Annotated in this window: 21 protein-coding genes; 4 read left to right on the forward strand and 17 right to left on the reverse strand. The window is 48.4% G+C overall.

All coding sequences use genetic code 11. The features are described from left to right. Positions 1-86: 86 nt before the first annotated feature. Positions 87-1238: a trans-sulfuration enzyme family protein gene (locus CWI73_RS11590; protein WP_126752928.1), complete on the forward strand. Its 1152-nt coding sequence runs from the start codon at positions 87-89 to the stop codon at positions 1236-1238. Here the strand turns inward: CWI73_RS11590 and CWI73_RS11595 are convergent. From CWI73_RS11595 to CWI73_RS11615, 5 genes are all read right to left on the reverse strand, one after another. Next, positions 1235-2923, reverse strand: a complete 1689-nt coding sequence (locus CWI73_RS11595) for an NAD-dependent malic enzyme (RefSeq protein WP_126752929.1) — start codon at positions 2921-2923, stop codon at positions 1235-1237. The two genes, CWI73_RS11590 and CWI73_RS11595, sit on opposite strands and share 4 nt — an antisense overlap. 243 nt (positions 2924-3166) lie before the next feature. Next, a complete protein-coding gene (locus CWI73_RS11600) occupies positions 3167-3544 on the reverse strand; it encodes a helix-turn-helix domain-containing protein (protein ID WP_126752930.1) in 378 nt (125 codons plus the stop codon). A 554-nt stretch (positions 3545-4098) separates the two neighbouring features. Further along, entirely contained in the window at positions 4099-4845 is a 747-nt protein-coding gene (gene murI, locus CWI73_RS11605; protein ID WP_126752931.1) for a glutamate racemase, read from the reverse strand. A 5-nt stretch (positions 4846-4850) separates the two neighbouring features. Then, the gene (locus CWI73_RS11610; protein ID WP_126752932.1) at positions 4851-7097 is read right to left on the reverse strand and encodes a heavy metal translocating P-type ATPase; all 2247 of its coding nucleotides are present in this window, start codon (positions 7095-7097) and stop codon (positions 4851-4853) included. Continuing rightward, positions 7090-7749 (reverse strand): DUF998 domain-containing protein, encoded by a 660-nt coding sequence (locus CWI73_RS11615; RefSeq protein WP_126752933.1) that lies wholly within the window; start codon positions 7747-7749, stop codon positions 7090-7092. Before CWI73_RS11615 ends, CWI73_RS11610 begins: the two co-directional genes overlap by 8 nt. 69 nt (positions 7750-7818) lie before the next feature. Between CWI73_RS11615 and CWI73_RS11620 the strand changes: the two genes are divergently transcribed. Next, complete coding sequence (locus CWI73_RS11620) at positions 7819-8568, forward strand: 3',5'-cyclic-nucleotide phosphodiesterase (protein ID WP_126752934.1); 750 nt, start codon at positions 7819-7821, stop codon at positions 8566-8568. A 174-nt stretch (positions 8569-8742) separates the two neighbouring features. On the opposite strand, the gene CWI73_RS11625 is transcribed toward CWI73_RS11620, so the two are convergent. The 5 genes from CWI73_RS11625 to guaB all read right to left on the reverse strand — a co-directional run bounded on the left by CWI73_RS11625 (position 8743) and on the right by guaB (position 14288). Next, positions 8743-9267, reverse strand: coding sequence for a hypothetical protein (locus tag CWI73_RS11625; protein ID WP_126752935.1), 525 nt, complete (start codon positions 9265-9267; stop codon positions 8743-8745). 89 nt (positions 9268-9356) lie between these two features. Then, a complete protein-coding gene (locus CWI73_RS11630; RefSeq protein ID WP_126752936.1) occupies positions 9357-10568 on the reverse strand; it encodes a type II toxin-antitoxin system HipA family toxin in 1212 nt (403 codons plus the stop codon). Between the two features lie 5 nt (positions 10569-10573). Next, positions 10574-10825: a helix-turn-helix transcriptional regulator gene (locus CWI73_RS11635; RefSeq protein ID WP_157980640.1), complete on the reverse strand. Its 252-nt coding sequence runs from the start codon at positions 10823-10825 to the stop codon at positions 10574-10576. A 404-nt stretch (positions 10826-11229) separates the two neighbouring features. Continuing rightward, positions 11230-12807, reverse strand: coding sequence for a glutamine-hydrolyzing GMP synthase (gene guaA, locus CWI73_RS11640; RefSeq protein ID WP_126752938.1), 1578 nt, complete (start codon positions 12805-12807; stop codon positions 11230-11232). A gap of 11 nt (positions 12808-12818) precedes the next feature. After that, complete coding sequence (gene guaB / locus CWI73_RS11645) at positions 12819-14288, reverse strand: IMP dehydrogenase (protein WP_126752939.1); 1470 nt, start codon at positions 14286-14288, stop codon at positions 12819-12821. Between the two features lie 123 nt (positions 14289-14411). Between guaB and CWI73_RS11650 the strand changes: the two genes are divergently transcribed. Continuing rightward, on the forward strand, positions 14412-15119 hold the full coding sequence (locus CWI73_RS11650; RefSeq protein WP_126752940.1) for a transglutaminase-like cysteine peptidase: 708 nt from the start codon (positions 14412-14414) through the stop codon (positions 15117-15119). After that, positions 15119-17065 carry a bifunctional diguanylate cyclase/phosphodiesterase gene (locus CWI73_RS11655; protein WP_126752941.1) on the forward strand — a complete coding sequence of 649 codons (1947 nt, stop codon included), beginning with the start codon at positions 15119-15121 and terminating at the stop codon, positions 17063-17065. Before CWI73_RS11650 ends, CWI73_RS11655 begins: the two co-directional genes overlap by 1 nt. A 7-nt stretch (positions 17066-17072) precedes the next feature. Here the strand turns inward: CWI73_RS11655 and CWI73_RS11660 are convergent, their stop codons facing one another. The 7 genes from CWI73_RS11660 to CWI73_RS12520 form a co-directional block, all read right to left on the reverse strand. Then, positions 17073-17426: a hypothetical protein gene (locus CWI73_RS11660; protein ID WP_241968901.1), complete on the reverse strand. Its 354-nt coding sequence runs from the start codon at positions 17424-17426 to the stop codon at positions 17073-17075. A 4-nt stretch (positions 17427-17430) separates the two neighbouring features. Continuing rightward, the gene (locus tag CWI73_RS11665; protein WP_126752942.1) at positions 17431-18054 is read right to left on the reverse strand and encodes a helix-turn-helix transcriptional regulator; all 624 of its coding nucleotides are present in this window, start codon (positions 18052-18054) and stop codon (positions 17431-17433) included. A 3-nt stretch (positions 18055-18057) separates the two neighbouring features. After that, positions 18058-19479: an HlyD family type I secretion periplasmic adaptor subunit gene (locus CWI73_RS11670; protein ID WP_126752943.1), complete on the reverse strand. Its 1422-nt coding sequence runs from the start codon at positions 19477-19479 to the stop codon at positions 18058-18060. Further along, entirely contained in the window at positions 19472-21604 is a 2133-nt protein-coding gene (locus CWI73_RS11675; RefSeq protein WP_126752944.1) for a type I secretion system permease/ATPase, read from the reverse strand. Before CWI73_RS11675 ends, CWI73_RS11670 begins: the two co-directional genes overlap by 8 nt. Next, positions 21597-22997, reverse strand: a complete 1401-nt coding sequence (locus tag CWI73_RS11680; RefSeq protein WP_126752945.1) for a TolC family outer membrane protein — start codon at positions 22995-22997, stop codon at positions 21597-21599. The genes CWI73_RS11675 and CWI73_RS11680 overlap by 8 nt, the downstream gene beginning before the upstream one ends. A gap of 147 nt (positions 22998-23144) precedes the next feature. After that, entirely contained in the window at positions 23145-24044 is a 900-nt protein-coding gene (locus CWI73_RS11685) for a type I secretion C-terminal target domain-containing protein (protein WP_198675198.1), read from the reverse strand. Between the two features lie 140 nt (positions 24045-24184). Then, the coding region (locus tag CWI73_RS12520) for a DUF5801 repeats-in-toxin domain-containing protein (protein WP_241968902.1) at positions 24185-25766 on the reverse strand (1582 nt) is incomplete at its 5' end.

The following is a 25766-nucleotide window of genomic DNA, read 5'->3' on the forward strand; positions in this document are numbered from 1 at the left end:
GAAACGAACTACTTCCTTATTACGTAAAATCTCGCATTGAGATTACTTTGTACGAGATATTTACACGATAACCTTACGAGACTTCTATGACGACAACACGTTTTTCATCACAGTCTGTGCTCGCACAAGGCGGAACCAATAAATACATAAAAGATGTATCTATTATTCCACCAGTATACACATCTACCACCTATCTACGCGACAGCGATAACCAGTACCGCTCCGGTTTGGTGTATTCCAGAGCTGACAACCCAACCTATCGCCCTGCTGAAAAATTGTTAGCAGAGCTCGAAAACGCTGTTGATGCCCGCTTATTTGCCTCTGGTATGGCAGCCGCAACAGCGGTCTTTCAAGCCTTAAAACCCGGTGACTCTATTATAGCACCTAAGGTGATGTACTGGGCGCTGCGCCAGTGGCTGAAAACCTTTGGTCAGGACGCCGAATTACACATACGTTTTGTAGACACGAGTAACCTCGAAGAGTTGCAAGAGTCAGTCAATGAGAAAGCACCGACTCTTATTTGGTTAGAAACACCAGGGAACCCGCTGTGGACAGTCACCGATATAGAAGCGGTGTCGGCTATTGCAAAAAATTGCGGAGCCCTACTTGCGGTAGACTCCACCGTTGCGACACCATTACTCACTAAGCCGCTGGATTTAGGTGCCGATATTGTCATGCATTCAGCCACCAAATATCTAAACGGTCACTCTGATGTTATTTCTGGTGCGTTGGCGGCGCGGGAAAACAATGAGTTCTGGCAGCGGTTAGTGGCTATTCGCGCGCAAAGTGGTGCAGTACCTAGTCCTCAAGATGCGTCCCAGCTGCTGCGCGGCATGCGTACCTTATTTTTACGAGTGCGCGAGAGCTGTCAAAATGCGCTGTACATTGCTGAGCAGTTAGAACAACACCCTAACGTCACCGAAGTCCTGTATCCGGGCCTTAAAAGCTTTGCCGGGCATGAGGTCGCCGCTAAGCAAATGCAGGGAGGCTTTGGCGGTATGTTGTCTATTCGTCTGGCGGGTGGAGAGAAAGCCGCTATTGCCGTTGCTGCGCAAACTCAGCTTTGGCATCGCGCTACGTCATTAGGTGGCGTAGAGAGTCTAATTGAGCACCGCGCCAGTATTGAAGGACCAGACACCCCGGTTCCTTCAGACTTATTGCGTTTGTCGGTCGGTATCGAAAGCGCCGACGACCTGCTGAAAGACTTACAACAGGCCATCGACAGCGCACACGCTTAAATGCTGACACGCTTATAAAAGCGGTATTCCGGTTTCCAGAAATTGTTGTCGATGCGCTCACGCAGCGTATCGTCATCAATTTCCAGCGCCAGGCCTTCCCGCTGAGCCACTTTACCCACCGCAAACGCAATGTCTTTGCTAAGTTGGGTTAAGTCATTGAAAGCCGGCAATAGCGCGTCACCTTTACCGTTTGCGCTCGGAGAGGCCTGAGCCAGCGTTTTACTGGCCACACGTAGCATTTCATCGCTAACCAGACGCGCCTTAACCGACAACACACCCAGACCAATGCCCGGAAAAATGTAACTGTTGTTACACTGCGCTATCGGATACAACTGACCGTCATACTCAACCTCGCCAAAGGGGCTACCGGTCGCAACAATTGCCTTGCCTTTCGTCCATTTAAGAACATCAGCCGGATGCGCCTCCACGTGTTTAGACGGGTTGCTTAATGGGAAAATAATAGGCCGCTCGACATTTTTTGCCATAGCCTCAATCACTTGCTCGGTGAACAAGCCAGCCTGCCCGGACACACCAATGAGAATATCCGGCTCAGCACAATGCATTACATCCAGCAACGACGGGTAGTCACCACTGTATTCCCAGTCGTTTAAATCGTCAGTTTTTTGCGCCAACGCCTGTTGGAAGTCGCGTAAACCATCCATGGTGTCCATGACCAAACCATAACGGTCAACCATGAAAATCTGCTTCTTCGCCTGCTCCTCCGTTAAGCCCTCAGCAGTCATTTGAATCATAACCTGCTCAGCAATACCACAACCCGCAGAGCCTGCACCAACAAACACCACTTTCTGCTCGCTGAGCTTTTTACCTTTCTGGCGACACGCCGCCAATAAAGTACCCACAGTGACAGACGCCGTTCCCTGAATATCATCGTTAAAGCAGCAGACTTCATCACGATAGCGACGCAGCAGCGGCATTGCATTCGGCTGCGCAAAGTCCTCAAACTGCAGCATTACACCCGGCCAGCGCTTAGTCACTGCCTTAATGAACTTATCCAGGAATTCATCATACTCTTCCTGATTAATACGCTTGTGACGCGCGCCCATGTACATTGGGTCTTCCAGCAGTTTTTCATTGTTGGTGCCTACATCCAGCATCACCGGCAAGGTATACGCAGGGCTAATACCACCACAAGCGGTATACAGCGACAGCTTACCAATTGGAATGCCCATGCCACCAATGCCCTGATCACCTAAGCCAAGAATGCGTTCGCCGTCGGTGACGACAATGACCTTCACCTTCTGCTTAGTCGCGTTGCGCAGAATATCGTCCAGCTGGTCGCGTTCAGAATACGAAATGAACAAGCCACGCGAGCTGCGGTAAATATCCGAGAATTTTTCACAAGCATCACCCACCGTCGGGGTGTAGATGATTGGCATCATCTCTTCCAGATGATCCGTCAGTAAGCGATAGAACAAGGTTTCGTTGTTGTCCTGAATAGCACGCAGATAAATGTGCTTATTCAAAGGCGTTTCAAAGCTTTTATACTGCATGTACGCCCGCTCAGCCTGCTCTTCAATGCTCTCATAGCGAGGCGGCAGCAAGCCCGTCAGGTTAAACGCCGCGCGCTCTTCCTTACTGAACGCACTGCCTTTGTTCAGCAACGGGGTTTCCAACAAATTCGGACCAGAATAAGGAATATAAAGCGGGCGCTGCGTCTGCGGCATAAGTACAAACTCCTGAAAGCCAAAGTAGCGCTTAGTTTAACGTAGCCTGACATTTATGTCAGGTGGGATATCGAGGAAGCGACTGTTGAGTCACATGTTTCGCTGGAGCGTTAAGGGCCGTTATGCCAGAGACGCTGCAAGTTCATCCATGAACGCTTGACGAAGGCCATCCATGGCCTTCGACACTCTGACATAAAGCCCTTCAACACTCGTAACGCTTACATGCGCCTTAACAACCGCTCATCAAGCTTCAGTTCGATCTAGTTCGTAATCCATAACCAGGCATTCCAGAGGTATATATAAGCCGCTATGGAGTCGTCGAATCATAGGCAGCGTTAAACGCCGTTTCCGATTTAAAACCTCACTAACCCGACTCCTCTGACCTAAAAATGGCACCAAATCAGAATCTTTCAGGCCCTCCTGATCCATTCTGAATTTAATCGCTTCCACAGGATCGGGCGCATCGATTTTATACTTAGCTTCTTCGTACGCTTCGACCAAAGTCACCAGAATATCGAGTTCATCAGCCGCTTCTGTATTTGGTTCAGCATCCCAAAGCTCATCAATACGAACCAGAGCCTTTTGATGATCCTCAGCCGTTTTTATAGGCTTTATATTCATACCTTTACCTCTAAATTGTTTCTGCATCCCTGCAATTAGGCTTTTCCCAAAACTCGCGAAGAGTTGCCCTTGATACAATTCTCATGAACGTAGTTATCCCTAATCTAATTTCCCATCATGGGAAAGAATAAAGCTTTGTCAATAAAATTCCCAATACGGGAAATTGACATTTTATCTATTGAGAATAGCTACATTTCAGAAGGAGAAAATAAGAGAAGGATTAAAGAGGCATAAGAAGTAATGGGTTACGAGGTGTAGCGGCTAATGAGGTTAGCACACTCTCCACCCCACATTTTCATCTGTCACAAATATCTTAGGCAGGAAGTTAATCCCAGGGGCAGGCTTTGGCGGCAAAAGGCGATAAAGGAAAGAACTCGTGGCTTGTGGAGTGTCGACAGCCACGGCCGTATAGGAATTAGCTGGATGAGTGCGCCCGGCAGTTGCAAAGGCTCTTGAGGAGGTGTGCAGCGCCATGGATGGCGCTGCACAAGCCCTACAGGGACGTACTCGTGGGCGTCCTCCGCAAGAGCCTTTCAACTTCAGCACTCATTCAGCTACAGCTTCAGGCCCCAGCGGGTGGCGGTGCGTTTGACGGCGTCGACGTTTTCAGTGGCTATGATGTGCAGTGGTGTGCTTTCAAACTGGGCGCTTAAGTCCAGGTGTTGCTTTAGCCAGGCCAGCATGGCCTCGCCGGAATGGATGGTTTTGGCACCGTTGAAGTAGTTGGAAATGCTGTCGGCTATCAGCGGAAAGTGCGTACAGCCCAGCAACACCACGTCAGGCTTTTCAAGCTTGCTGAAATAATGCTTAAAGGTTTCCTGCAGTATCGGTCCGTCATAAAGCTCTTCTTCGACAATAGGCACAAACAGCGGCGTAGGCATGGCATCTACCTGATTATAGCCCAACGCTTGTATCTGCTGCTGATAGGCACCGGAATTTATGGTTGAACGCGTAGCAATAACCAGTACTCGGGCGCTGGTATCAACGTCTTGCAATTGCTGCAGCGCCATAACACCCGGCTCCAGCACGCCGTACACCGGCTTATTAGAGAATTTCTGCATTTGCTCCAGCGCAGTCACACTCACGGTATTACAGGCTACCACCAGGCAATCTACATCGGCGCCGTTAAAAAACTCCACGGCTTCCAGCGCGTAGCGCGTGACCGTATTGCTGTCCTTGCTACCGTATGGCACTCGCGCAGTGTCTCCGTAGTACAGCAGCTCGCTGAAACAACCGCTTTGCTGCAATGAGCGAGCTACGGTTAAGCCACCGACACCGCTGTCAAAAACTCCAACTTTCATCCTTACTATTTCTCCAGGCTTACCGTTTTAAGACGCAGTGCGTTGGTTATAACAAAGACACTGGACAGCGCCATAGCACCTGCCGCCAGCATCGGCGACAGCAAAATCCCGAAAAACGGATATAGTACGCCCGCCGCGACAGGAATCAGCGCAGTATTATAAGCAAACGCCCAGAATAAGTTCTGACGAATGTTGCGCATGGTTGCTTCCGACAAGGCGAAGGACTGCTGCACCACGGTCAAGTTATCTGACATCAGTACCACATCGGCCGATTCAATGGCTACGTCAGTACCCGTACCGATAGCAAACCCTACGTCCGCAGAGGCCAATGCCGGTGCGTCGTTAATGCCATCCCCGACAAATATCACCTGCCCCCACTCTTTTTTCAGGCGTTTTACGGCATCGACTTTGCCATCGGGTTTGACGTTAGCAATCACTTCGTCAATGCCTAATTCTTTGGCAATGCGCTTCGCAGTAGACTCGGCATCTCCTGTGACCATTGCCGTTTTCAGGCCGTCATCATGCAAGCGCTTAATCAGCTCTTTGGCGCTGGACTTAATCGGATCATCCTGAGTAAATACCGCAGCCAGCTTTCCATCGACCGCCACGTAAATGGGTGTGCGGCCACTTTCAGACCAGCTTTTCGTGTCATCAGGTTCGTTATTAAGCGCAATACCGTTGTCCTGCATTAACTCGCTGGTACCAATGTAAAGCGTTTTACCATCGACTTTACCGGTAGCACCCAAACCTGAAATGGCTTCAAAGCTGTCAGGCTCGCTGACTTTAATGTCCTGCTCTTTGGCGTAGTTGACCAAAGCTTCTGCGGTCGGATGTTCTGACTTAGCTTCAACCGAGGCCGCCAGGGTCAGCACCTCTTTTACATTAAAGTCGCCAACGGTTACCCAGTCAGTAATGGTTGGCTTACCTTCTGTTAGCGTGCCAGTTTTATCAAAAATAACGCCTTTCGACTGCTGCAACGCCTGCAAAGCACTGCCCTGACGGAACAACACGCCCATTTCTGCACCACGTCCAGTGCCCACCATAATTGACGTGGGCGTTGCCAGACCCATAGCGCAGGGGCAGGCAATAATGAGTACGGCCACCGCGTTTACCAAGGCGAATGTGAGTGCTGACTCACTGGCCGCAAAGTACCACACCACAAAGGTCAGCAGCGCCACCAGCATGACCGCCGGCACAAACCATAAGGTAATACGGTTCACCGTGTCCTGAATCGGCAATTTACTGCCCTGAGCCTGTTCGACCATCCGGATGATCTGAGCCAGCACCGTGCCTTCACCAGTTGCCGTTACTTTAAAGCGCAGCGTGCCTTTTTCATTAAGCGTACCGCCTACCACTTTGTCGCCTTTCTCTTTATGCACCGGCTCGGGTTCTCCGGTTATCATGGCTTCGTTCACGTAGCTGTCGCCGGAAGACACTTCGCCGTCCAGCGCAATACGCTCGCCCGGACGCACTTCAATTTCATCGCCTTTGCCCAGCTCAGCAATATCGACTTCGGTCACCTCACCGTCCCGCACCACACGGGCGGTTTTGCTTTGCAGGCTCATAAGCCGCTGAATGGCATCTGATGTATGGCTTTTGGCTCGCGCTTCCATAAAGCGCCCCGCCAATATCAGCGTGACAATAACCGCAGAAGCTTCGAAGTAAACGTTTACTGACTCACTCGGCAGCCACGAAGGAACAATTGTTGCCACGACCGAGTAACCCCAGGCTGCGGTAGCGCCCAGAGCCACCAATGAGTTCATGTCCGGTGCCCCCCGGAATAACGCAGGAATACCCAGTTTATAAAAAAGCGCGCCAGGAACCGCCAGTACGACGGTAGTAAGCACTAACTGTATCCACCAGCTGGTCTGTAAGCCCAGTGAGTTATGCACCCACTCGGAAAATACCGGCACCATATGGTTGCCCATGGCCAGTATAAAAACCGGCAGCGTCAGCAGTGCGGAAAGCCATAACTGGCCTTTTAACGTGCGCATTTCCTTTGCCTGTTGCTCTCGCTGTTCGCGCATTTGTTTATCGCGATCAACCACTTCGTGGGCGTCGTAGCCTGCGTCCTGCACCGCTTTAATCAAGTCATCCACGGATAGCTTGTCAGCATAGCTCACTTCGGCGCTGTCCGACGCCAGGTTCACCGACGCTTCCACACCCTCTAATCCGTTCAGCGCTTTGTCTACACGACCGGCGCACGACCCACAGTTCATGCCCTGAATGCTTAAACGAACAGATTTACTCATGCTGCTCTCCCGTTGTTTGACCGCCATTGGCCTGCGAATCTTTCAGCCACAGTAGCAGCCAGAAGACAATTAATTGCGCCACTTCAACATAACGCTGTACTGCGCCCCGAATCTCAGTCAGCTCCGGCGAAGTCATCAACAGGAAGCCTAAGGCAACAATAAACGCTAATAATACAAAAGCCGCGCGAACCGGCCAGGTGGTTTTCGGCGTCAGCGCCAATAACAATGCCCCCAACGCAAAACCAAAGTAACTGATAACGGCAATACCGTTATGTATCGCCTGCGAGCTTGAGCCGTCTACCGGACAGCCGGTGTCACAAGGCGCCAACGCGCTGCCAATATAAGCCAGCGGGTAGAAAAACAGTAACGACCAGCCGAACTGACTAACGCCTTTTACTCGTATGTGTGGGCGCGCCGTTAACAGCAACCCCGCCGCTATCATGCCCAGCGGAATAAAACCGACCCAACCCAAAACGCCTGCCGCCTGAGTACCGGTCGCATTAATTTCGCTAATATACTGACTCACATGCGAAAAATCGGGCTTAACCCAACTGGCAACCAGCTGTAAACCAATCCAAAATACGGTCAGAATAATCAATTGCGGTAATATGGGTGAGCTATGCTGTGCAGGTGTATTGTCGGCTTCGGGCATGACGCCTCCTCGGCTGTTTTTAAGTATGATACTCTTTCATCCCAGTGTAATCCAAGATGGGTGTCATTTGTGAATATTCAAGTGTTAGGTTGCAGTGGTGGTTTGAGCGGCGACAATAAAAATGGTTCCACCTGCGTTCAGCTGCGTTCCGACATCGTTATTGACGCAGGCACCGGCTTAAACCGGTTGAGCCTGGCGCAAATGCGCCAAGTGCGTCATGTCTTTTTGACACATTCACATATGGACCACATTGCCGCACTCCCCACGTTTCTCAGTAATCAATACGATAGTGAGCACTTACCTGTAACCGTTTACGCCTTACCACACACACTAGCAAAGCTGCGTGACAACATTTTTAACGGTGACATTTGGCCAGAGCTCAGCAGCATGACCGAAGGGCCAACTGCTATTTTGCGTTTTGAAGAAATTCAGCCCGGCCATTGCGTGAATATCGATGACATGAGCATTAAAGCTTTTGAAGTGGAGCATAGCGTGCCAACCGTCGGTTACAGCGTGAAGAACAGCGGCCAACACTTTGTCTTTTGTGCGGATACCATTGCCGGCAGCGTTTTGACCCAACAGCTCAACGCACTCGGTGACATTGATACATTAATGCTGGAATGCGCCTTTCCCAATGAGCTCATGGACGTCGCACAGAGAACCAAACACATGACACCTAGCTTGCTCCAGGAAGCTTTAGCCAGTTTAAAGCAGCAGCCCAAAGAGCTTTGGATTACTCATCTAAAACCCAGTTATGAAGCACAGCTACGAGAGCTACTAACAAAAACACCACCGCATAAAAATACGGTGGTGCTTTAAATTCGAGGTAGAATAATCGCTTGTTTACTTGAGCATAAAGCCCCTTATGTCGGAGACGCTACAAGCTCATCCATGAGGGCTTGACGAAGGCCTTCCCTGGCCTTCGTCATAAGGGGCTTCATACTCTTTACGCTCACAAGCGATTACCCTACCTCTCAATGCTTACATCAACGCTTAAAAGCTGTAAGTAACACCTAAGTGAACTTCGTTATCGATGCTATTGAAGTTACCGCGGAAACCCGCGTCAGCTGAGAAGCGGTCAGTAAACGCATAACGCAAGCGTGCGCTAACCGATGCAAAGCCGTCTAAACCCCAGTCATAACCCGCATCAACAATTGCAGTAGTCTGCTGACTTAGCTTGGTCATCGCGCCGATGCCCGCATAAGCACTGGTGTCGTCGCTGTTACCAAAGTCATAATGACTAACACCACCTTTTAAGAACGTATCGAACTGGCGGTCTGCGCCCATATCCAGAAAATACTTAGCGCCAGCGCGAAGTGAGTAGTCACCCATGTCGGTAAATTGCACTTCGCCAACCCAGTTGTCGGCAATACTCGTTGAACCTTCTACATAAAAGTCTGAGTTGTAAAAGTCGTTAAAACCACCGCTAATATAATTAACACTATCGGCATTGCTCGCTGCTGAGAAGAATAGCGAACCACTTGCAATTAGCGCTGTTGATAATACGAACTTTTTCATGACTTACCTCCTTGGTTACAATAATTCTATTATCGCACCTAAAAGGCTTTTCAACAGGCTTCTCACTGTAAAAGTTCGGTAAAACTAAGTTAGGTATATTTTCGTCTTTTATGATGCCGGAAGCCTTTAATGGTTGGCTGGGATACCATTACACGAGATAGGTGGTGCTCCAGTGACTCTTTTAGCTCAGGGAAAATAGCCCAGTCCGAAAAATCATTAATAAAGTCGGATAACTTATCCGCCATCACTTCTACTTGCTCAAGAGGTTTCGCTATACCAAAATCCTCACCCAACTTTCTCAAATAATAAGCCGATGGAAAGGCTTTGCTTCCATACAACTTAAGCGCCATATCGTTATCTATGGTCGGATAAATAATTGTATGCGTCACATCGTAAATAGGCGTCAGTCGAATATCGTTGTTATTCGCAACATCGTAAAAAATGGAAAAGTTTTTAAGGTGAGCATCCCCATTACCAATCAGAACATTAAAAACAATGTACTGATACAGCTTACTAAGCTGCTCTGTGCTCTGCGTAAATAATTTAACCACTTTCATAACTTGCTCATAACTTGAGCGATATTTGTCAGTCGAGTCTCTTTTGGTGAGCACACAAAAATCTTCAACTGCGTATTTTTTATCACCATTAATATCGAAGCGTCTCATGACAAAGTTCTGCCTATCATCAGACAACCAAAAATCAGGTGTCTCTAAGCCACAAAACTTAGCCGCAGACATACAGATAAACTCATTGGCAGTGAGTTTAGGAAATTCTTCATCGGAGGTTTTAATGATCAAATCCGGATAAACTAACGTCGCTTTTTCTGAGGGAACAACAACTTTTGGTTGAACTCCAGATATCGCTGTTTGCAAATAGTAACGCTCAAGAAGCTGCGGAAATAACAACTCTTTTGAATTATCCCAAGACAAAATATCTTGCAGAGACGTTTTCTCCAGAGGTCTTTGCGGCAACTCATTATTCCAATAATTGATAGCGCCAATTCCGTTATCCCCCTGCAACGCTAACAGATACATGTCGTTTACAGTCGCATAGCGCCTTAATCGCTCCTCAATATATCGACGCACAAAACCTTCCGGCAGATTCATCGTAAAAATTGGTGGTAACTTTCCTGACGAATACGGATCCAGGCGGTTGGGCATAGAAAGTGACACCGGACAAACATCTTTTTCGTAGCTAAAGCTATACTGAGCACCATGAACCATCCGCCCCGCCAGTTGGTCGTTCAGGTATATCTCGAGTTCTCTGATACGCGATGGATACTGAGCTAATTCATCAGCCATTTTATTCAGTCCTCCATCGGGAATAAGTCATCAAGCTCTTCAAACGTCGGCATTTTTGTTTTCGTAATGGCCAGCGAATAGCCAAAGAGCATTAGGTACCTTTCAAACGTCGCAATCGAGCCCAGGTAGACACCTCTTTCAATTGCTGAAATAGTTTGACGATTACTTTTAATTTTCTCCGCAGCTTCCGTTTGTGACATTTTTTGAGCCTTACGCTCTTGCTTAAGCTGCTTACCAATTTCTTTTCGTGGAGTCATAACAAATAGTTTTTTGACAAGTATATTTGTCATAATAGTAAAAAACACAGAAATGACAAGAATAACTGTCAAAATAACTTATTCGCTAGTAATGAAGAACTGTCGGGGGAGAGCTCAAAAGGCAGTTGAGGCACTTGCAAGCGTTACGAGTGTTAAGGGCTTTATGCCAGAGTGTCGAAGGTATCAGATATTGACGTAACACTGTCGCAGGAAAGTCACAAGGCAGTTGAGGCGCTAGCAAGCGTTACGAGTGTTAAGGCACTTTATGCCAGAGTGTCGAAGGCCACGGATGGCCTTCGGCAAGCGTTCATGGATGAACTTGTAGCGTCTCTGGCATAAAGTGCCTTAACGCTTAAGCGAAGCGAGTGGCTCAGCTGCCGCTTCATGCGACAGCCAGTCAATAGCTATTCCCACTCAATCGTTGCAGGGGGCTTACCAGAGATGTCGTAAGTCACACGGGAGATGCCGTTAACTTCATTAATAATGCGGTTAGAGACTTTCTCCAATAACTCGTACGGCAGGTGTGCCCAACGTGCCGTCATAAAGTCGATAGTTTCTACCGCACGTAATGAAATGACCCAATCGTATTTGCGCTGGTCACCCATAACGCCCACAGAACGCACCGGCAGGAATACCGCAAAGGCCTGGCTGACTTTGTGATACCAGTCTGCGTTGTGTAGCTCTTCAATGAAGATAGCGTCAGCACGACGCAGCAGGTCACAGTACTCTTTCTTAATCTCACCCAGTACACGAACACCTAAACCTGGTCCAGGGAACGGATGGCGGTACAGCATGTTGTATGGCAAGCCAAGTTCCAGACCTATTTTGCGCACCTCGTCTTTAAACAGCTCGCGCAATGGCTCAACCAGCTTCAAACGCATATCTTCAGGCAGGCCGCCCACGTTATGGTGTGACTTAATAACGTGCGCTTTACCCGTTTTCGAGCCCGCAGACTCAATGACATCAGGGTAAATAGTTCCCTGCGCTAACCAATCCACTTCGGTCAGCTTACCGGCTTCTTCATCAAAAATTTCAATGAAGGTATTACCGATAATTTTACGCTTCTTCTCCGGGTCGTTTTCGCCGGCCAACGCATCCAGGAAACGGTCTTCGGCACACACTGGCAGAATGTTCAGGCCATAATGGTCACCAAACATTTCCATCACTTGCTCTGCTTCATTTAAGCGCAGCAAACCGTTGTCCACGAAAATACAGGTCAGTTGGTCGCCAATGGCACGATGCAGCAACATTGCCGTAACCGACGAATCAACACCGCCCGACAAACCAAGAATAACTTTGTCAGTACCAACTTGTTCACGAATCCGCTCTACTGCATCATCAATAATCTTCGCCGGTGTCCATTGCTTTTCACAGCCGCAAATACCGCTGACAAAATGCTCCAGTATACGCATGCCCTGACGGGTATGTGTCACTTCCGGGTGAAACTGAACCCCGTAAAATTGACGCTCTTCGTCCGCCATTGCTGCATAAGGGCAGTAAGACGTTTTCGCTACGGTGTGGAAGCCTTCAGGAATGGCTTCAACCTTGTCACCGTGACTCATCCAAACGTCCAGTAAAGGTGCGCCTGACTCAGACACGGCATCTTCAATGGCTTCAAACAGTGGGCTTTTTTCCACCAGTTCAATTTGCGCGTAACCGAACTCACGCTCTAATGAGCACTGCACTGAGCCGCCTAATTGATGCGCCATGGTTTGCATGCCGTAGCACACACCCAATACCGGTACGCCTGCTTCGAAGACATAATCCGGCGCGCGTGGTGAGCCTTCTTCAGCGACGCTTTCCGGACCACCAGAAAGAATAATGCCCTTCGGATTAAAATCCCGAATATCGGCTTCGTCAACATCCCACGCCCACAGCTCACAGTAAACGCCTATTTCACGAATACGGCGGGCTATCAGCTGTGTGTACTGCGAGCCAAAGTCTAAAATCAATATTCGGTGATCATGGATATCTCTAGTCATTCGTCATCCTGTTAAGAGCTACGGTAGTTCGGTGCTTCTTTCGTAATATGCACATCGTGTACGTGTGATTCGCCCATGCCAGCAGCAGTCACTTTTACAAACTGCGGCTTGGTGCGCATGTCTTCGATAGTTGGGCAACCGGTCAAGCCCATTGCCGAGCGCAGACCGCCCATTTGTTGATGGATAATGGCAGAAATGGGGCCTTTGTACGCAATGCGCCCTTCAATACCTTCCGGTACCAACTTGTCGGCTTCATTACTTTTCTGGAAGTAGCGGTCAGACGAGCCGTTGCTTTGGTTCATGGCGCCTAAGCTGCCCATACCACGATACGATTTATAGTAGCGCCCCTGGTAAAGCTCGACTTCACCGGGTGATTCTTCAGTACCCGCCAGCATGCTGCCAACCATAACGCAGTGCGCGCCAGCTGCCAGAGCTTTAGCAATATCGCCAGAGAAGCGAATGCCACCATCGGCAATAATAGGAACACCAGAGCCTTTCAATGCATCAACCGCGTCGCTAATGGCGCTGATTTGTGGCACACCACAACCCGTAACAATACGTGTTGTACAAATAGAGCCCGGACCAATACCAACTTTCACGGCATCGACGCCAGCTTCAACTAACGCCTTAGCGCCCGCTGCTGTGGCAACGTTGCCGGCAATAATTTGTAAATTGGGGTAGTCTTTACGCGTTTGTTTAACGCGATCCAACACACCTTGTGAATGACCGTGCGAAGTATCAATGAGCAGTACATCAACGCCTGCTTCAACTAAAAGCTGGATGCGCTCTTCCGTGCCAGCACCAACGCCAACCGCAGCACCAACACGTAAAGAGCCTTTTTCATCTTTACAGGCATTCGGTTTGTTTTCCGCTTTTTCAAAGTCTTTCAGGGTTATCATGCCCTTCAGTTTGAAAGCGTCATCCACAACTAAAATTTTCTCAATACGATGCTTGTGCATAAGCTGCAATATTTCATCGCTTTGTGCCGTTTCGTGCACAGTCACCAGGCGATCTTTGCCGGTCATGACATGGCGAATCTCTTTTGCATCGTCGTCTTCAAAACGCGTGTCGCGACCGGTCACAATGCCGACTAAGTCACCATTTTTTTCAACCACAGGAAACCCCTGAAAACCGTGCTCGGCAGTCAGTTGTTTAATTTCACCAATAGTTGTCGTCGGTTGGACAGTCACAGGGTCTGTAACCATGCCACTTTCGTATTTTTTGACTTTACGGACGTGCGCAGCCTGTTGCTCTGGCGTCATGTTTTTGTGGATAAAACCAATACCACCTTCTTGCGCCAGCGCAATTGCCAATGCTGATTCGGTAACCGTATCCATGGCGGCCGAAACCATCGGAATATTCATAGAAATTCCACGCGTTAATCGCGTGCGTAAATCAGCGGTATGGGGGAGAACTTCGGAATGACCGGGAACGAGCAAAACGTCGTCAAAGGTCAAGGCTTCTTGGGCAATTCGCAGCATGTGCAACACTCCGTGACTGGATTCATGTTGCGGGTGGATTTTACTCTAATCGCTCATTTTTCGCAACTAAAATATGACGCCCCAACTCTTCCCGTCCTTTCACATAAAGGCTAAGATAGCCGGATGCGGTTCGTCTATTTTTGCGTCATCATTTCCTGTCTCTTTATTCCGTTATGGCTTAGAGCCGGGAACGTCTGGCTTATTGATAAAGACGCCTTTTATCAATCGGTTATCCGGCATTCGACCCAAGACGCCAGTCAGACCGCACAACAGTGGTTAACCCTTATTGATGAACTGAAAAGTAACCCCGTAACGGACGCAAAAACATCACAGGTTCACGCCATAAAAAAAATGAATCGGTTCATTCACAGCAACGTCAGCTACCAGACCGATCAGCAACTGTACGGGACCGAAGACTACTGGGCATCCGTTGCGGAAACATTCAGCCAGGGGTATGGCGATTGCGAAGATTTTGCGATTGCACAATACACCACGCTCAGAAGCATCGGCATTGACGATGCTAAACTGCGTTTAATTTACGTCAGAGCTCGTATTGGCGGCCCTCAAAGCTCGATCACACAAGCGCATATGGTGCTCGGGTATTACCATACCCCCAACGAAGAACCTCTCATTATCGACAGCCTTATCGAAGAGGTGCTGCCCGCGTCTGAGCGCCCGGATCTCACTCCTGTTTTTAGTTTTAATGCCAGTGGCTTATGGGCTGGAAGCTCCAGTAAAAAAGCAAAATCAAACCCACTGGATCGCTTATCCCGCTGGCGAGATGTGTTGTCTCGTATCGAGCAAGAAGGTATTTTCTGGAGGAAGAATTAATGACACTCAACCGACAACTTTGGTACGTCCTGGTCGCTGTTGTACTGATCAGTTTTTGCACAAGCTTTATTATTACCAGCATCTCAAGCGTTCGCTTTATTGAGCAGCAGCTGACAACCGAAAATACCAATAGCGCGAACATGCTCGCTCAAACGCTCAGTGACAGCTCGAAAGACCACGCGATGCTCGAACTGATCATCAGTGCTCAGTTCGATACCGGATTTTATCAGTCCATTACGCTGACCGATAACAATGGCGACATTCTCGTCGAGCGCTCTTTCCAGGGCGCATCGAGCAGTAGCGTGCCCCAATGGTTTGCAAACTGGATTGAACTCGAGGCACCAGCCGGGGAAGCACTCGTTCAGGACGGCTGGACCTCCTTTGGACAGGTACTGGTTAAAAGTCAGGACACCCATGCACTGGAAGCACTGTGGTCACGCTATATCGTCTTGCTGATCATTGCGCTATGTACGGCTCTGCTAGCGGGATTATGCGGAAAAGCGTTACTCCGCAGTGTCACCCGTCCGTTAAATCAGGTCGTGCAACAAGCCGAGTCGATCAGTCAGGGGCAATACACTCTGAATGACACGTTGCCGAAAACACGTGATTTAAGAAAACTCGTTGAAGCCATGAATAAAATGACCGACAAAGTGCGCCAACAGTTTCAAAACGACCTGCAAAAATTGAGCAGTTTACAAGCCAGTTTGTATATCGACACAGATACCCAGCTTTACAATCGCCGGTTCATTCTCGAACGCTTACACACCTATGTCAGCCGCAAAACTGAGGGCGTCCCCGCTTACATGATCTTACTGCATCTGGATGCATTGAGTGAGTTGAATAAAAACTATGGCCGTAAAAACGTCGACGATTACATACGATCGACGGCACAGCGCATTTCTGAGCAAGCGACGCAGCTGGAGCTGGAGTTAGGCTGCAAAATCATCGTCGCTCGCCTGAACGCTTCTGATTTTGGCTTGCTCATTGAGAACGCGGCTGACACCAGGTTACTTGAAAGCGCCCTTGAAAGCAGCTTATCAACCATTACGCATTATCAAACCGACCTACTCGATAACAGCGCAGCCTGGTACGCAACCATCGAAACGACACAGGAAAAAACATCGGTAGGACAACTGCTGATGCGGCTTGACGAGCAAATAACTCATGCAAAAGTCCACCCTGGTCAGGATAATCTCCGCATCAACCGTTCCATTCAGGCGTCGCACCAGCTGCTGTTTAACGATAAGCAATCTTGGTCGGATGCTTTTACCGATACACTTCAGAACGGCACTCTGCAGATGGATTACAATCCGGTGGTTGACCAAAACGGGAACACATTGCATGCAGAAGTCGCTCCGTTTTTTGAAGCACACGGGCGTACACTGCGTTACGGTCAATTTTATCCGTGGGCAAAACGTTTGGACTTTATCTCTGATATTCAGTTGTTCACAATCCGTCAAGCACTGGCGTACAGCGTTACCGAAGGTGCTGCCGTTGCCATTCAGCTCTCCATCGACTTTCTTAAGTCCGTCAACTCGAGGGCGGCACTGATTAAGGACATACAGCGTTTTAAGAAATCCGGTCAAGCAGCAAACATACTGTTTGAGATCACGGAGTTTGAAATCAAAAACCAACAAAAACTGTTTGCCGATTTTTGTTTCTCGATAAAACGTCTGGGGTGCAAAATAGGCTTAACCGGATGCTCTAACAGTTACGAATACATGCACGATATGGAAGCGCTTGGTCTGGACTACCTAAAAGTGGAGAGCTCCATCATCCAGTCAATACCAACGGAGCCAACTAACATCGACAATTCACTGCCAGCCAGACTCTGTCAGTTAGGCCACTCGTTGGATATGCTTATGTACGCAGAAGATTTGGAGGACGCTTCCGATATCGGCCGTGCGTTTGCGGCAGGGTTTGATGGGTATTCAAAACCCAATTAACCATGAATCACTTGGGGGCGATATTAATTGTTTCATCGTCTTCCCAGGCTAAATCTGAGAGTTCGTTGATTGCGCGACGCATGGACAGCCTGCGCATCAACTTACCCTGAGCTTCTTCCGGAAGCTCTGTAAACTGAATGACGCCTTTATCCGACAACAGCACAATCAAATCCTCTAACACCCGAATCAGGGATTGATCGGATGCTTCTAACGCCCGCGTTCTATCCTTTTCGGTAACCTGCTTTTTAAGAAAGGAAACCAACTCCGGATCATCGCTGTTTAAGCGCTCATTAAACCCAGGCTCTTGTGTCAAACTGAAGGCGGTAATGTCGTTGTCATTGTTGCGTTTTATATAAGGCATTGTATTACTCAACAGAGCTAGAGAGTTCTCGCTGCACTTTCAGGACCAGTTGCAAACGATCTTTCACTCCCAACTTTTGAAAACTACTGGTCAAGTGGGCTTTTACCGTGCGCTCAGACACAAATAAGCTGTCGGCTATTTGCTGGTTTGTCTGACCAGAAAGAACTTTTTCGCAGACTTGTCGCTCACGTTTACTGAGTATAGCAAAGCTTTCAGGGTCCGACGCCACTGGTGCCGAGTTTCGATGCAACAGGCCCGTTAAATTTGCTAAAAACTGCTCCGGAACCCACAGTCCGCCTTGATGAATCACATCCGTTATGCGCTCCAGTACTCGACTAGAGGCCGCTACGCTGGCATAGGCTTTCGCCCCCGAGTTGAGTGCGGCAAACAGGTCACTCACGTCTGGTGTGCGGTATAACACCACAAACTTGTAGCGCTTTGACGATAAATCCGCGGCAACGGCGGACCGATCAACTTGATCAGACATTAACCAAACTGTTACGTCTTCAGCATGCTTTCCTTCAAGCCTCGTGTTTAACTCACCCGCACTCTCAACCTGGTGCAATCGACCCGACAGTTTCTCAAAACGAGTCCCCTCCAGGCCAAGGGTCAGAAAAATATGTTCCATCAACTATCTCTCCGTAAAAGCCTCAGAACGAGCCTTTAAAAGCGGCTTCAATAAGTAACTCAGTACCGTTCGTTCACCGGTTTTTATATCCACTTGGGTGACCATGCCCGGAATGATCTGAAGCTCTTCAGAAAACTCCGATTTACTGGTTTTTAAGCGTACGACATAAAACGTCACATCATTGTCGTCTGTCACCGTGTCCGCACTGATGTGTTGGACCGTTGCTTTCGCACCACCAAAGATTGAAAAATCGTACGACGTAAATTTGATCGTGGCTTCCTGGCCTTGCTTAATAAACGCAATATCCTTGGGTAAGATACGCGCTTCAATAATCAATTCATCATCCACCGGTACAATATCAACAACGGGTTGCCCCGTTGTCACAACACCACCAACCGTATTCACATGCAGGGTCTGTACAATGCCTCCAACCGGAGAGCGCAGTTTGGTTTTTTGCACTTTATCGGACAACCGCGACCGAATCTTTTCAAACGCCGCGAGATCAGCAGAGACTTCAGCAAGCTCTCGGCGCCACTCGTTAATCGTTTCTAAGCGAACCTCTTTGAGTCGGCTCTCGGCTTCCTCAATGGCCGCTTTCGCGTTCTCGATCGATGCTAAGGTTTGATTTATTTGCCCCGAAAACTGTGCTTTATCACGCTCGAGCCGAATAATATCCACTTCTGAAACCGCACCGGACTTTTTCAATGGGCGCGTTACCGCAAGTTCGCGTTCCACTAAATCGAGAGATTCTTGATATTGTTGCAGTGCCGCCTGAAGCTCGTTTAATTCTTCTTTTTTCTGTTTCAATCGTGATTTGGCCGCCTGGGTCCGACTTTCGAGCGACTCCAAATTACTGTGAAACGATGAAATGCTGTCTTCCACCAGAGCAGGCGCGTTGTCACGTAACTCGTCCGGAAACTCAGGTTCTTTTCCCTCAACCAGCGCTCTTAAGCGCGCGTTATTGGCCTGCAACGCCCACATGCGGGCTTGGTTTTCATTAAGTTCTGAAAAAAACCGGGTGGAATCGAGCTCGACCAGAACATCGCCTTTTTGGACCAGCTGACCCTCTGTGACATAAATTTGTTCGATAAGACCACCATCAAAGGTTTCCACCGTTTGCAGCTGACTGGAGGGCACGACTTTTCCGTCACCTCGCGCAATCGTGGCTATCTCAGCAAACGCCGCCCAGATGATCAGCAAGACAATGGCTGCGATAATGGTGTACAACAAACGATTGGTTTTTATAGGATCCTGTTGAATTTTTGCCCATTCAGCGTCCACCACCCAGTCACGATTGCCTGGAACATTAATCCAGCGACCGAATACGCGATCAATCAGACCCTTTCCTGCGTCGGTTTTGTGGCTAATTGCGCCTAAGCGATTAAAGCCTTTTTGCTCCGCGGTATCTTTCTGGCTTTTAGTCACGCTGGCCACCTCCAACACGACCTTGCTTCAAGGCTTCAAGCACCGTCTCTTTCGGTCCATCGGCGACCACTTTGCCGTTATCCATAACCACCACACGATCAACCAAGTCGAGCATGGTCATTTTGTGTGTGATCATAAGCAGCGTTTTGTCCGCCGTAACCTGTTTTAAATGCGCTTTAATTTTTGCCTCACTGGCGTGATCCAGCATTCCGGTCGGCTCATCCAGTAACAAAACCGATGGCTCACTCACCAAAGCGCGACCAATGGCCACCGCCTGGCGTTGGCCACCGGATAAATTACTGCCACGCTCACCCACCTGCATGTTGAAACCATCGGGATGCTGCTTTACCAAGCCGCCCAGACCCACCTCATTGGTGACTCGAATTAAATCATTGTTGTCAGCGGTTGCATCCGCCAAGAGCAGGTTGTCTTTTAACGTACCAAAAAGCAGACTGGGCTCCTGTGGAACATAAGCAATATGGCGGCGTACAAGATTAGGATTCAGCTGGTTCATATCAACATTATCCAGCAGCACATGCCCTCGCGTGGGTTGGTACAAGCCCAATATCAACCGAGCTAACGTACTTTTCCCCGAGCCATTGCGCCCAAGTACCGCCACTTTTTCGCCTGCTTTTATGGATAAGTTAACGTGGCTCAATATATCGGAGTTCACATCGGGGTACTGAAAGCTCACATTGTTAAACTCGATGTCTCCCTCAATATGTGCTTTACTCACCGCTTCTGCGTCATCGTATCGCTCCGTTTCGCGCCCCATAATACCCTCGAGCGAGTCCATCGCGGTCGAGCTGTGATGAAACTGAGACAATAAACCCGCAGCCTGACTTACCGGAGCCAACGCTCGCGCACTCAATAAATACGCCGCAATCAGTCCGCCCTGGCTGATCATTTGTTCAGATATTAAAAATACACCGATAACGATCACGCTAATAGACGCCAGTTGTTGCATATAACTGGCTGCATTGGTAATTGAAGACGCTAACAGTCGCATACGTGCCGCGTTACGACTGATAAAAATCGTGCTCTTTTCCCACTGGTTTTGTACTTTATGCTGAGCGTTAAAGGTTTTAATGGTTTCTAACGAGCTGACCGACTCATACACATTGGCGTTGCGCATCGCTCCGGCCTGCATGCCTACTTCGGATAGCTCTTTTAACTTTGCCTGCGAGAAAAAGGAATACAGCAAAACGACAACCCCCGCTATTACAACGGGAATGGCTAAATAGACATTAATTAAGGCAATAATCACCAAGAAAAATAACACAAACGGAATATCCACCAGGGTTGTCACACTCAACGACCCTATGAACCCGCGTATGCTCTCAAACGACTGAATGTTTGAAACAAAAGAGCCCGACGCCTGCGGTTTATCTTTCATTTTCATGCCCAGGGCACGACGGATGATATTACTGGAAATTTTTACGTCCGCGCGGTTTGCGGCTAAGTCAATAAACCACACGCGCATGACTTTTAAAACAAGCTCGATGGTCAACACCAAGAAAATACCGGCTGTTAGAGCAAACAACGACGAAAACGCATCGTTGGGGACCACGCGATCGTACACATTCATGACAAAAATCGGCATCGCCAGAGCAAACAAGTTAATCAGGAGCGAGGCAAAAATAACCGAACGGTAAATGTTGCGGTTTTCTTTAATAACAGACCAAAACCAATGTCCCGGTGATCGCTTTATCGTATCTTCTGCGCGCTTATCGGCCCTGAATTCCGGGCGCACATAAAACAGTAATCCGGTGTACTGACGCTCTAAGTCAGCGACAGATAGCTGCGTTTCACCGTGCTCTAACTCAGGCTCGATAATTGTAGCCACATCCTCATCGATAGCGACGACAACACAAGCGCGGTTGTCCTTTAACAGCAAAATCGCAGGTAATAGATTGTGATTCAGGTCCTGCAGTGAGCGTTCATAAATTTTGGCGGAAAGCTGAAATCGCTTTGCGGATGTCGGCAGAGAGGAAGGCGTCAAGTCGCCGCTCTGTTGAGCCAGTCCAGCAATGGCAGCATCAAAAGAAAAGGCGACTTGATGGTACTGTGCAATAATACTCAAGCAAGTCGCCAACGGGCGTTTGCTTGACTGCGTATCACTCATAATAGGCTGTTTTCACTTCTTTCACAGGACATGCAAAGTCTAAGTTAACGTCTAATTCCGATGCGTTAAAGTGTTTTTTCGCATCCAGCTTATTTGAGTCAATATTTAACGAGTTGAGCAACAGGCCCATGCTAGCCAACAGTCTCGCTTTGGCTTGTTCTAAGTCGGTTTCAGCATCAGCTAAAGCAATACTCGCTTCAAAGTATTCATTTTCCGAATCCAGTACATCCAGCAATGAGCGTTGCCCCAAATCGAACTGATCTTTATACGCCGTGCGCACTTTTCCTGATGACAACTTGTGCTGACGCAGTTTTGGAATGCGATCACGAAGACTGTCAATTTGGTTCATTTCAACCTGAACGGTCTGGTTGATGTTTCGACACACCAGATTTCGTTGCTGCTCTGCCGAGCTCACCTGCTCCACGGTGCGACGAATCGCAGCATAATCTCGGCCGCCATTCAGCAAGTTAATACTGAATTGCAGTCCAATTTGGGTTTCATTTTGAGGATTGTTAAAACCGCTGTCATCGAGTTCAGAGTAACTTTTGTTCGCAACAAAATTCAGCTTTGGCGAATACACACGCTTATTAGCCGTTAACTCTTCACGCTGCGCTCTGATATTTCGTAGCGCGGCCAATAACTGAGGATTCGACTGATTTGCCAGCCTTAGTGCACCCGACACATTCTCGGGAAGCAACCGCTCCGATAGAATCACATTGCCTGTCTGCTGAGGCGGCAACTCACCAACAATACGTAAATAACGACTGATGACGTCATGCAAATTTGAGCGCTGGGTTTCGAGGTTATTTTCCGCCAATGCCAGACGACCGCTGATCTGTTCTAAGTCCGCATTTCGGGCAACCCCCGCAGAGGCGCTTTCTTCAATCTGCTCATACACATTGCGGTGTTTATCCACATTGTCACGGGCTAATTCAACAAGACGACGATTATTTGCAACATCCAGGTAAGCCTCAAACGCAGCAAAACCGATATTCTCCGCTACCGTTTTCAATTCGTAAAAACGAACCAACTGCAGCTCGTGAAACTGATCCGCCAAATGCGACGCTTCAAACCCATCAAATAACAATTGACGATAATTTAAACTGACCCGGTTCCCACTGAATTCCTGGTTTAATGAGTAGTCTCTTTTGGTGTAATTGTAGGACGTTGAGAGATCCAGTTGTGGCCCATACGCTCCCTGAGCCTGAGCGGCATCGCTGCCCACAGCACGCATATCGTACCATTTCTGTAGTACTTCGGGATTACTCTCAACGGCTTGAATAACCGCATTTAACACTTTCGGATCGCTAGAAGACGCTTCCTGTGCTTGAGCGCTCGACAACAACAGTCCCGTAAAAAGAGGCCCAAATATCCATTTTAGCGACACTTTCACCTTACTCTCCTAACAAAAGCGTTACAGTCTATAACATTTTATTTGCGTTGGATTATAACACTTAATACTGCTTCCACAATAAAAAACGGTGGAGGTTTGACCAGAATTTGGCAACCTCCACCGCAGGCCTTATTTCTTCTTATCAGCTTACGAATCGATGGTTTTATCCACCTGATTCAAGCCAATATAAGCACCTTCGTTACCACCATGGGTAGATGCTGAGCTGCCACTGTCTATGAGTAACTGTCCGTCATTCAACATTTGTTGAATAAAGTCGCTCGATGACTGTCCTTCAGCCATTTGTACATCCTGCAACGTGACCAGCTGATTAGCGTTGTCACTACCATTCAGGTCACCCTCAGAGTTGATGTACAAAACCGTATTGCCATTGCCATCATCCTCTGCATGTAAGTAACTATCAATAGAACTTACACTTTCACCTTGCAATAATTCAGACAAGTCTAAACGATCGGCCTCGTCATCCGTCGTAAAGTTGCCCAAGGCAAAGTCTTGGATTGTGTCAACTTCAGGGATGTTGACCGTGCCTTCGTCATCTCCTTTCCAAATAAAGGTGTCGTTGTTCCCACCACCAATAAACTCGTCACTACCAGCACCACCGTAAAAAACATCTCCGGTGGTATCACCCATCAGACTATCATTTCCTTTAGTGCCCACATGGTACTGAGTCGTATCCGTCGTGATATTGCCTTGCGTATCCGTCGCTTTAGCAGTCAACTCTCCCTGGTTCAGGGTGTCAGCACTTAACAAGGTTTGCCATTGACCCGAACCGTCTACCGTTACGCGGCCAACAACCTGACCCGACGTATCCAATAATTCGACCTCAGATCCCGGCTCCGCAACACCAGAGACTTCAAGTTCATGAACTCCGACCGTACCGCCTGTTTTATCATTCGTGAAATAAGAAGCCCGCTTAGAAATCCCTTCGCTGTCAATAACAAGCGTTTTTTCGTTCCCATTGACCTGACCACTGAAGACAACAATATCGGTATCAGCTCCTTGCTCGTCGGTATTATCAGATCGTGTCACCGTCGCTTGCATTGAGTGTACTCTGTTATTATTAGTTTGCCACGTGAGCTGATAGGTATCACCAACTTCAAAGTAGCCTGCCTCGTAACTTTCCTCTGTAGAGGTAATGGATAAGTTTTTAGTACGGTTCGGGTTTATTCTCAGAGTCTGACTCTCATTGAATCGATCAACAGAGAAACTGGCAACACCAAATTCGGCATCATTAATACTCCCCAAACCGCATCAATAGCATCAACACCCGATTCAGTAACAGCAGAAACACTCTCTATACTCACGCCGGCAGAAACTGTCGCTGGTTCAATGCCAAAGCTGCCTATCGCTGTGTCACCATCACCATCTTCCACCTGATACGTAAATTCGACAACACCGTCGCCTGTTGGCTCCTGGACGGTTTGATACTGATAAAACTCCCATTTTCCGTTCGAAGGGGTGAGAAGCACTTCAAAAGCAATTTCATCACTCCCCTCAACACGACCAATCAAACGATTCGCACCATCCAGCTCAACATTAATTCGTTGACCTTCACCGTTATAAAGGTCGCTGTCGAAAGAGAGTAAACCTAGTTCTCCTAAACCATCTGCACCGGCATCATAGTCAATCTGACCATTGGCGCTTGCTATTGCTTGTTCGTCGGCTGCGCCGGTGAAGGTTATCGATTTAACCGTTAAGTCACTGTTATCACTGTCTGAGCGATTACCATTATCGGTCGCCTCAATAGTAATTTGATCGAACCCACCTTCCTGGACATTAAAGTATTCCGCATAGTCGCCACTCGTGGCATCAGAGGTAAAGTGTTGTTCAGCTATGAGCTCTCCATCACGATAAAAACGTGCAACCCCGGTTTCAAGTTCACCACCGTACATTTTAGAAAACTCAATTGACGCGCCATAAGCCACTTTGTCACCTAAGTCGAAAATCAATTGTTCAGAGACACCTTTACCAGAGTCTGTCATTCGATATTCCACTTCGTTTTCCAGAGGATGGCCATGTTCGTCTGGATTAGGCCACCACCAAGGCCCAGAATAGCCACTGTCAACACCAATACCGTCGGATGAAAGGTTCACTTTATCGTCCTCAAGATCAGTGTTGTAATCATTCGCGAAGCCTTTCGCGGTTACCGTTACGCCACTTCGTTCTAAAGCTTGAGCTGAACCACTGCCAGTAAATGACACTTCTCCCAGTAATACATCAGGCATGTTTTCAAGTTCGACCGATGTTACCGGTACAGTCTCTGTTGTTGGTGAGTCATCCGTAACATCAATCTGAATCGTTTCAGCGACTTCACCGTCAAGAACGACCTCAAATGGTACTGACAAAATGTCCTCAACGTCAGGAACAGGGTGATCCAGAGCCTCTTGTAGAGTCACCTCGTAAGACCATTCATTACTGCCCCCAGTGGGTGAATTCAGCTCTATCGTCAAGACAGGCTCGTCAATGTTTCCAGTATGGCCAGTCAATGTGCCAGACGACGCATCCCAGCTCCACTGAACAGGTTCACCTTGAGAGGTCAGTCCATTCTTACCCTGAAGCGAAAGGTTCAGGTTATCGCTCTCGCCCGATATGGTGAAGGTACCCTCTCCAACAGCATTTCCATCAAAAATGGTGTTCTCTGATAAAGCGACCGTCGTACCACTACTAATAACGGTGTGCGTTGAAGTCGCGGTACTGTTAACCGTGTTACCGGCTGCATCGCTGGAGCTCACCACCACATCGAATTCAGTA

This window comes from Idiomarina piscisalsi (assembly GCF_003987095.1).
Taxonomy (GTDB): Bacteria; Pseudomonadota; Gammaproteobacteria; order Enterobacterales; family Alteromonadaceae; genus Idiomarina; species Idiomarina piscisalsi.

Excerpts from the sequence above, each read along its gene's own strand:
- CWI73_RS11590 (WP_126752928.1), top strand. The coding sequence starts at position 87 with ATGACGACAACACGTTTTTCATCACAGTCTGTGCTCGCACAAGGCGGA.
- CWI73_RS11675 (WP_126752944.1), bottom strand. The coding sequence starts at position 21,604 with ATGAGTGATACGCAGTCAAGCAAACGCCCGTTGGCGACTTGCTTGAGT.
- CWI73_RS11625 (WP_126752935.1), bottom strand. The coding sequence starts at position 9,267 with ATGAAAAAGTTCGTATTATCAACAGCGCTAATTGCAAGTGGTTCGCTA.
- CWI73_RS11600 (WP_126752930.1), bottom strand. The coding sequence starts at position 3,544 with ATGAATATAAAGCCTATAAAAACGGCTGAGGATCATCAAAAGGCTCTG.
- CWI73_RS11660 (WP_241968901.1), bottom strand. The coding sequence starts at position 17,426 with ATGCCTTATATAAAACGCAACAATGACAACGACATTACCGCCTTCAGT.
- CWI73_RS11635 (WP_157980640.1), bottom strand. The coding sequence starts at position 10,825 with ATGACTCCACGAAAAGAAATTGGTAAGCAGCTTAAGCAAGAGCGTAAG.
- guaB (WP_126752939.1), bottom strand. The coding sequence starts at position 14,288 with ATGCTGCGAATTGCCCAAGAAGCCTTGACCTTTGACGACGTTTTGCTC.
- guaA (WP_126752938.1), bottom strand. The coding sequence starts at position 12,807 with ATGACTAGAGATATCCATGATCACCGAATATTGATTTTAGACTTTGGC.
- CWI73_RS11655 (WP_126752941.1), top strand. The coding sequence starts at position 15,119 with ATGACACTCAACCGACAACTTTGGTACGTCCTGGTCGCTGTTGTACTG.
- murI (WP_126752931.1), bottom strand. The coding sequence starts at position 4,845 with ATGAAAGTTGGAGTTTTTGACAGCGGTGTCGGTGGCTTAACCGTAGCT.
- CWI73_RS11610 (WP_126752932.1), bottom strand. The coding sequence starts at position 7,097 with ATGAGTAAATCTGTTCGTTTAAGCATTCAGGGCATGAACTGTGGGTCG.
- CWI73_RS11630 (WP_126752936.1), bottom strand. The coding sequence starts at position 10,568 with ATGGCTGATGAATTAGCTCAGTATCCATCGCGTATCAGAGAACTCGAG.
- CWI73_RS11665 (WP_126752942.1), bottom strand. The coding sequence starts at position 18,054 with ATGGAACATATTTTTCTGACCCTTGGCCTGGAGGGGACTCGTTTTGAG.
- CWI73_RS11595 (WP_126752929.1), bottom strand. The coding sequence starts at position 2,923 with ATGCCGCAGACGCAGCGCCCGCTTTATATTCCTTATTCTGGTCCGAAT.
- CWI73_RS11650 (WP_126752940.1), top strand. The coding sequence starts at position 14,412 with ATGCGGTTCGTCTATTTTTGCGTCATCATTTCCTGTCTCTTTATTCCG.
- CWI73_RS11615 (WP_126752933.1), bottom strand. The coding sequence starts at position 7,749 with ATGCCCGAAGCCGACAATACACCTGCACAGCATAGCTCACCCATATTA.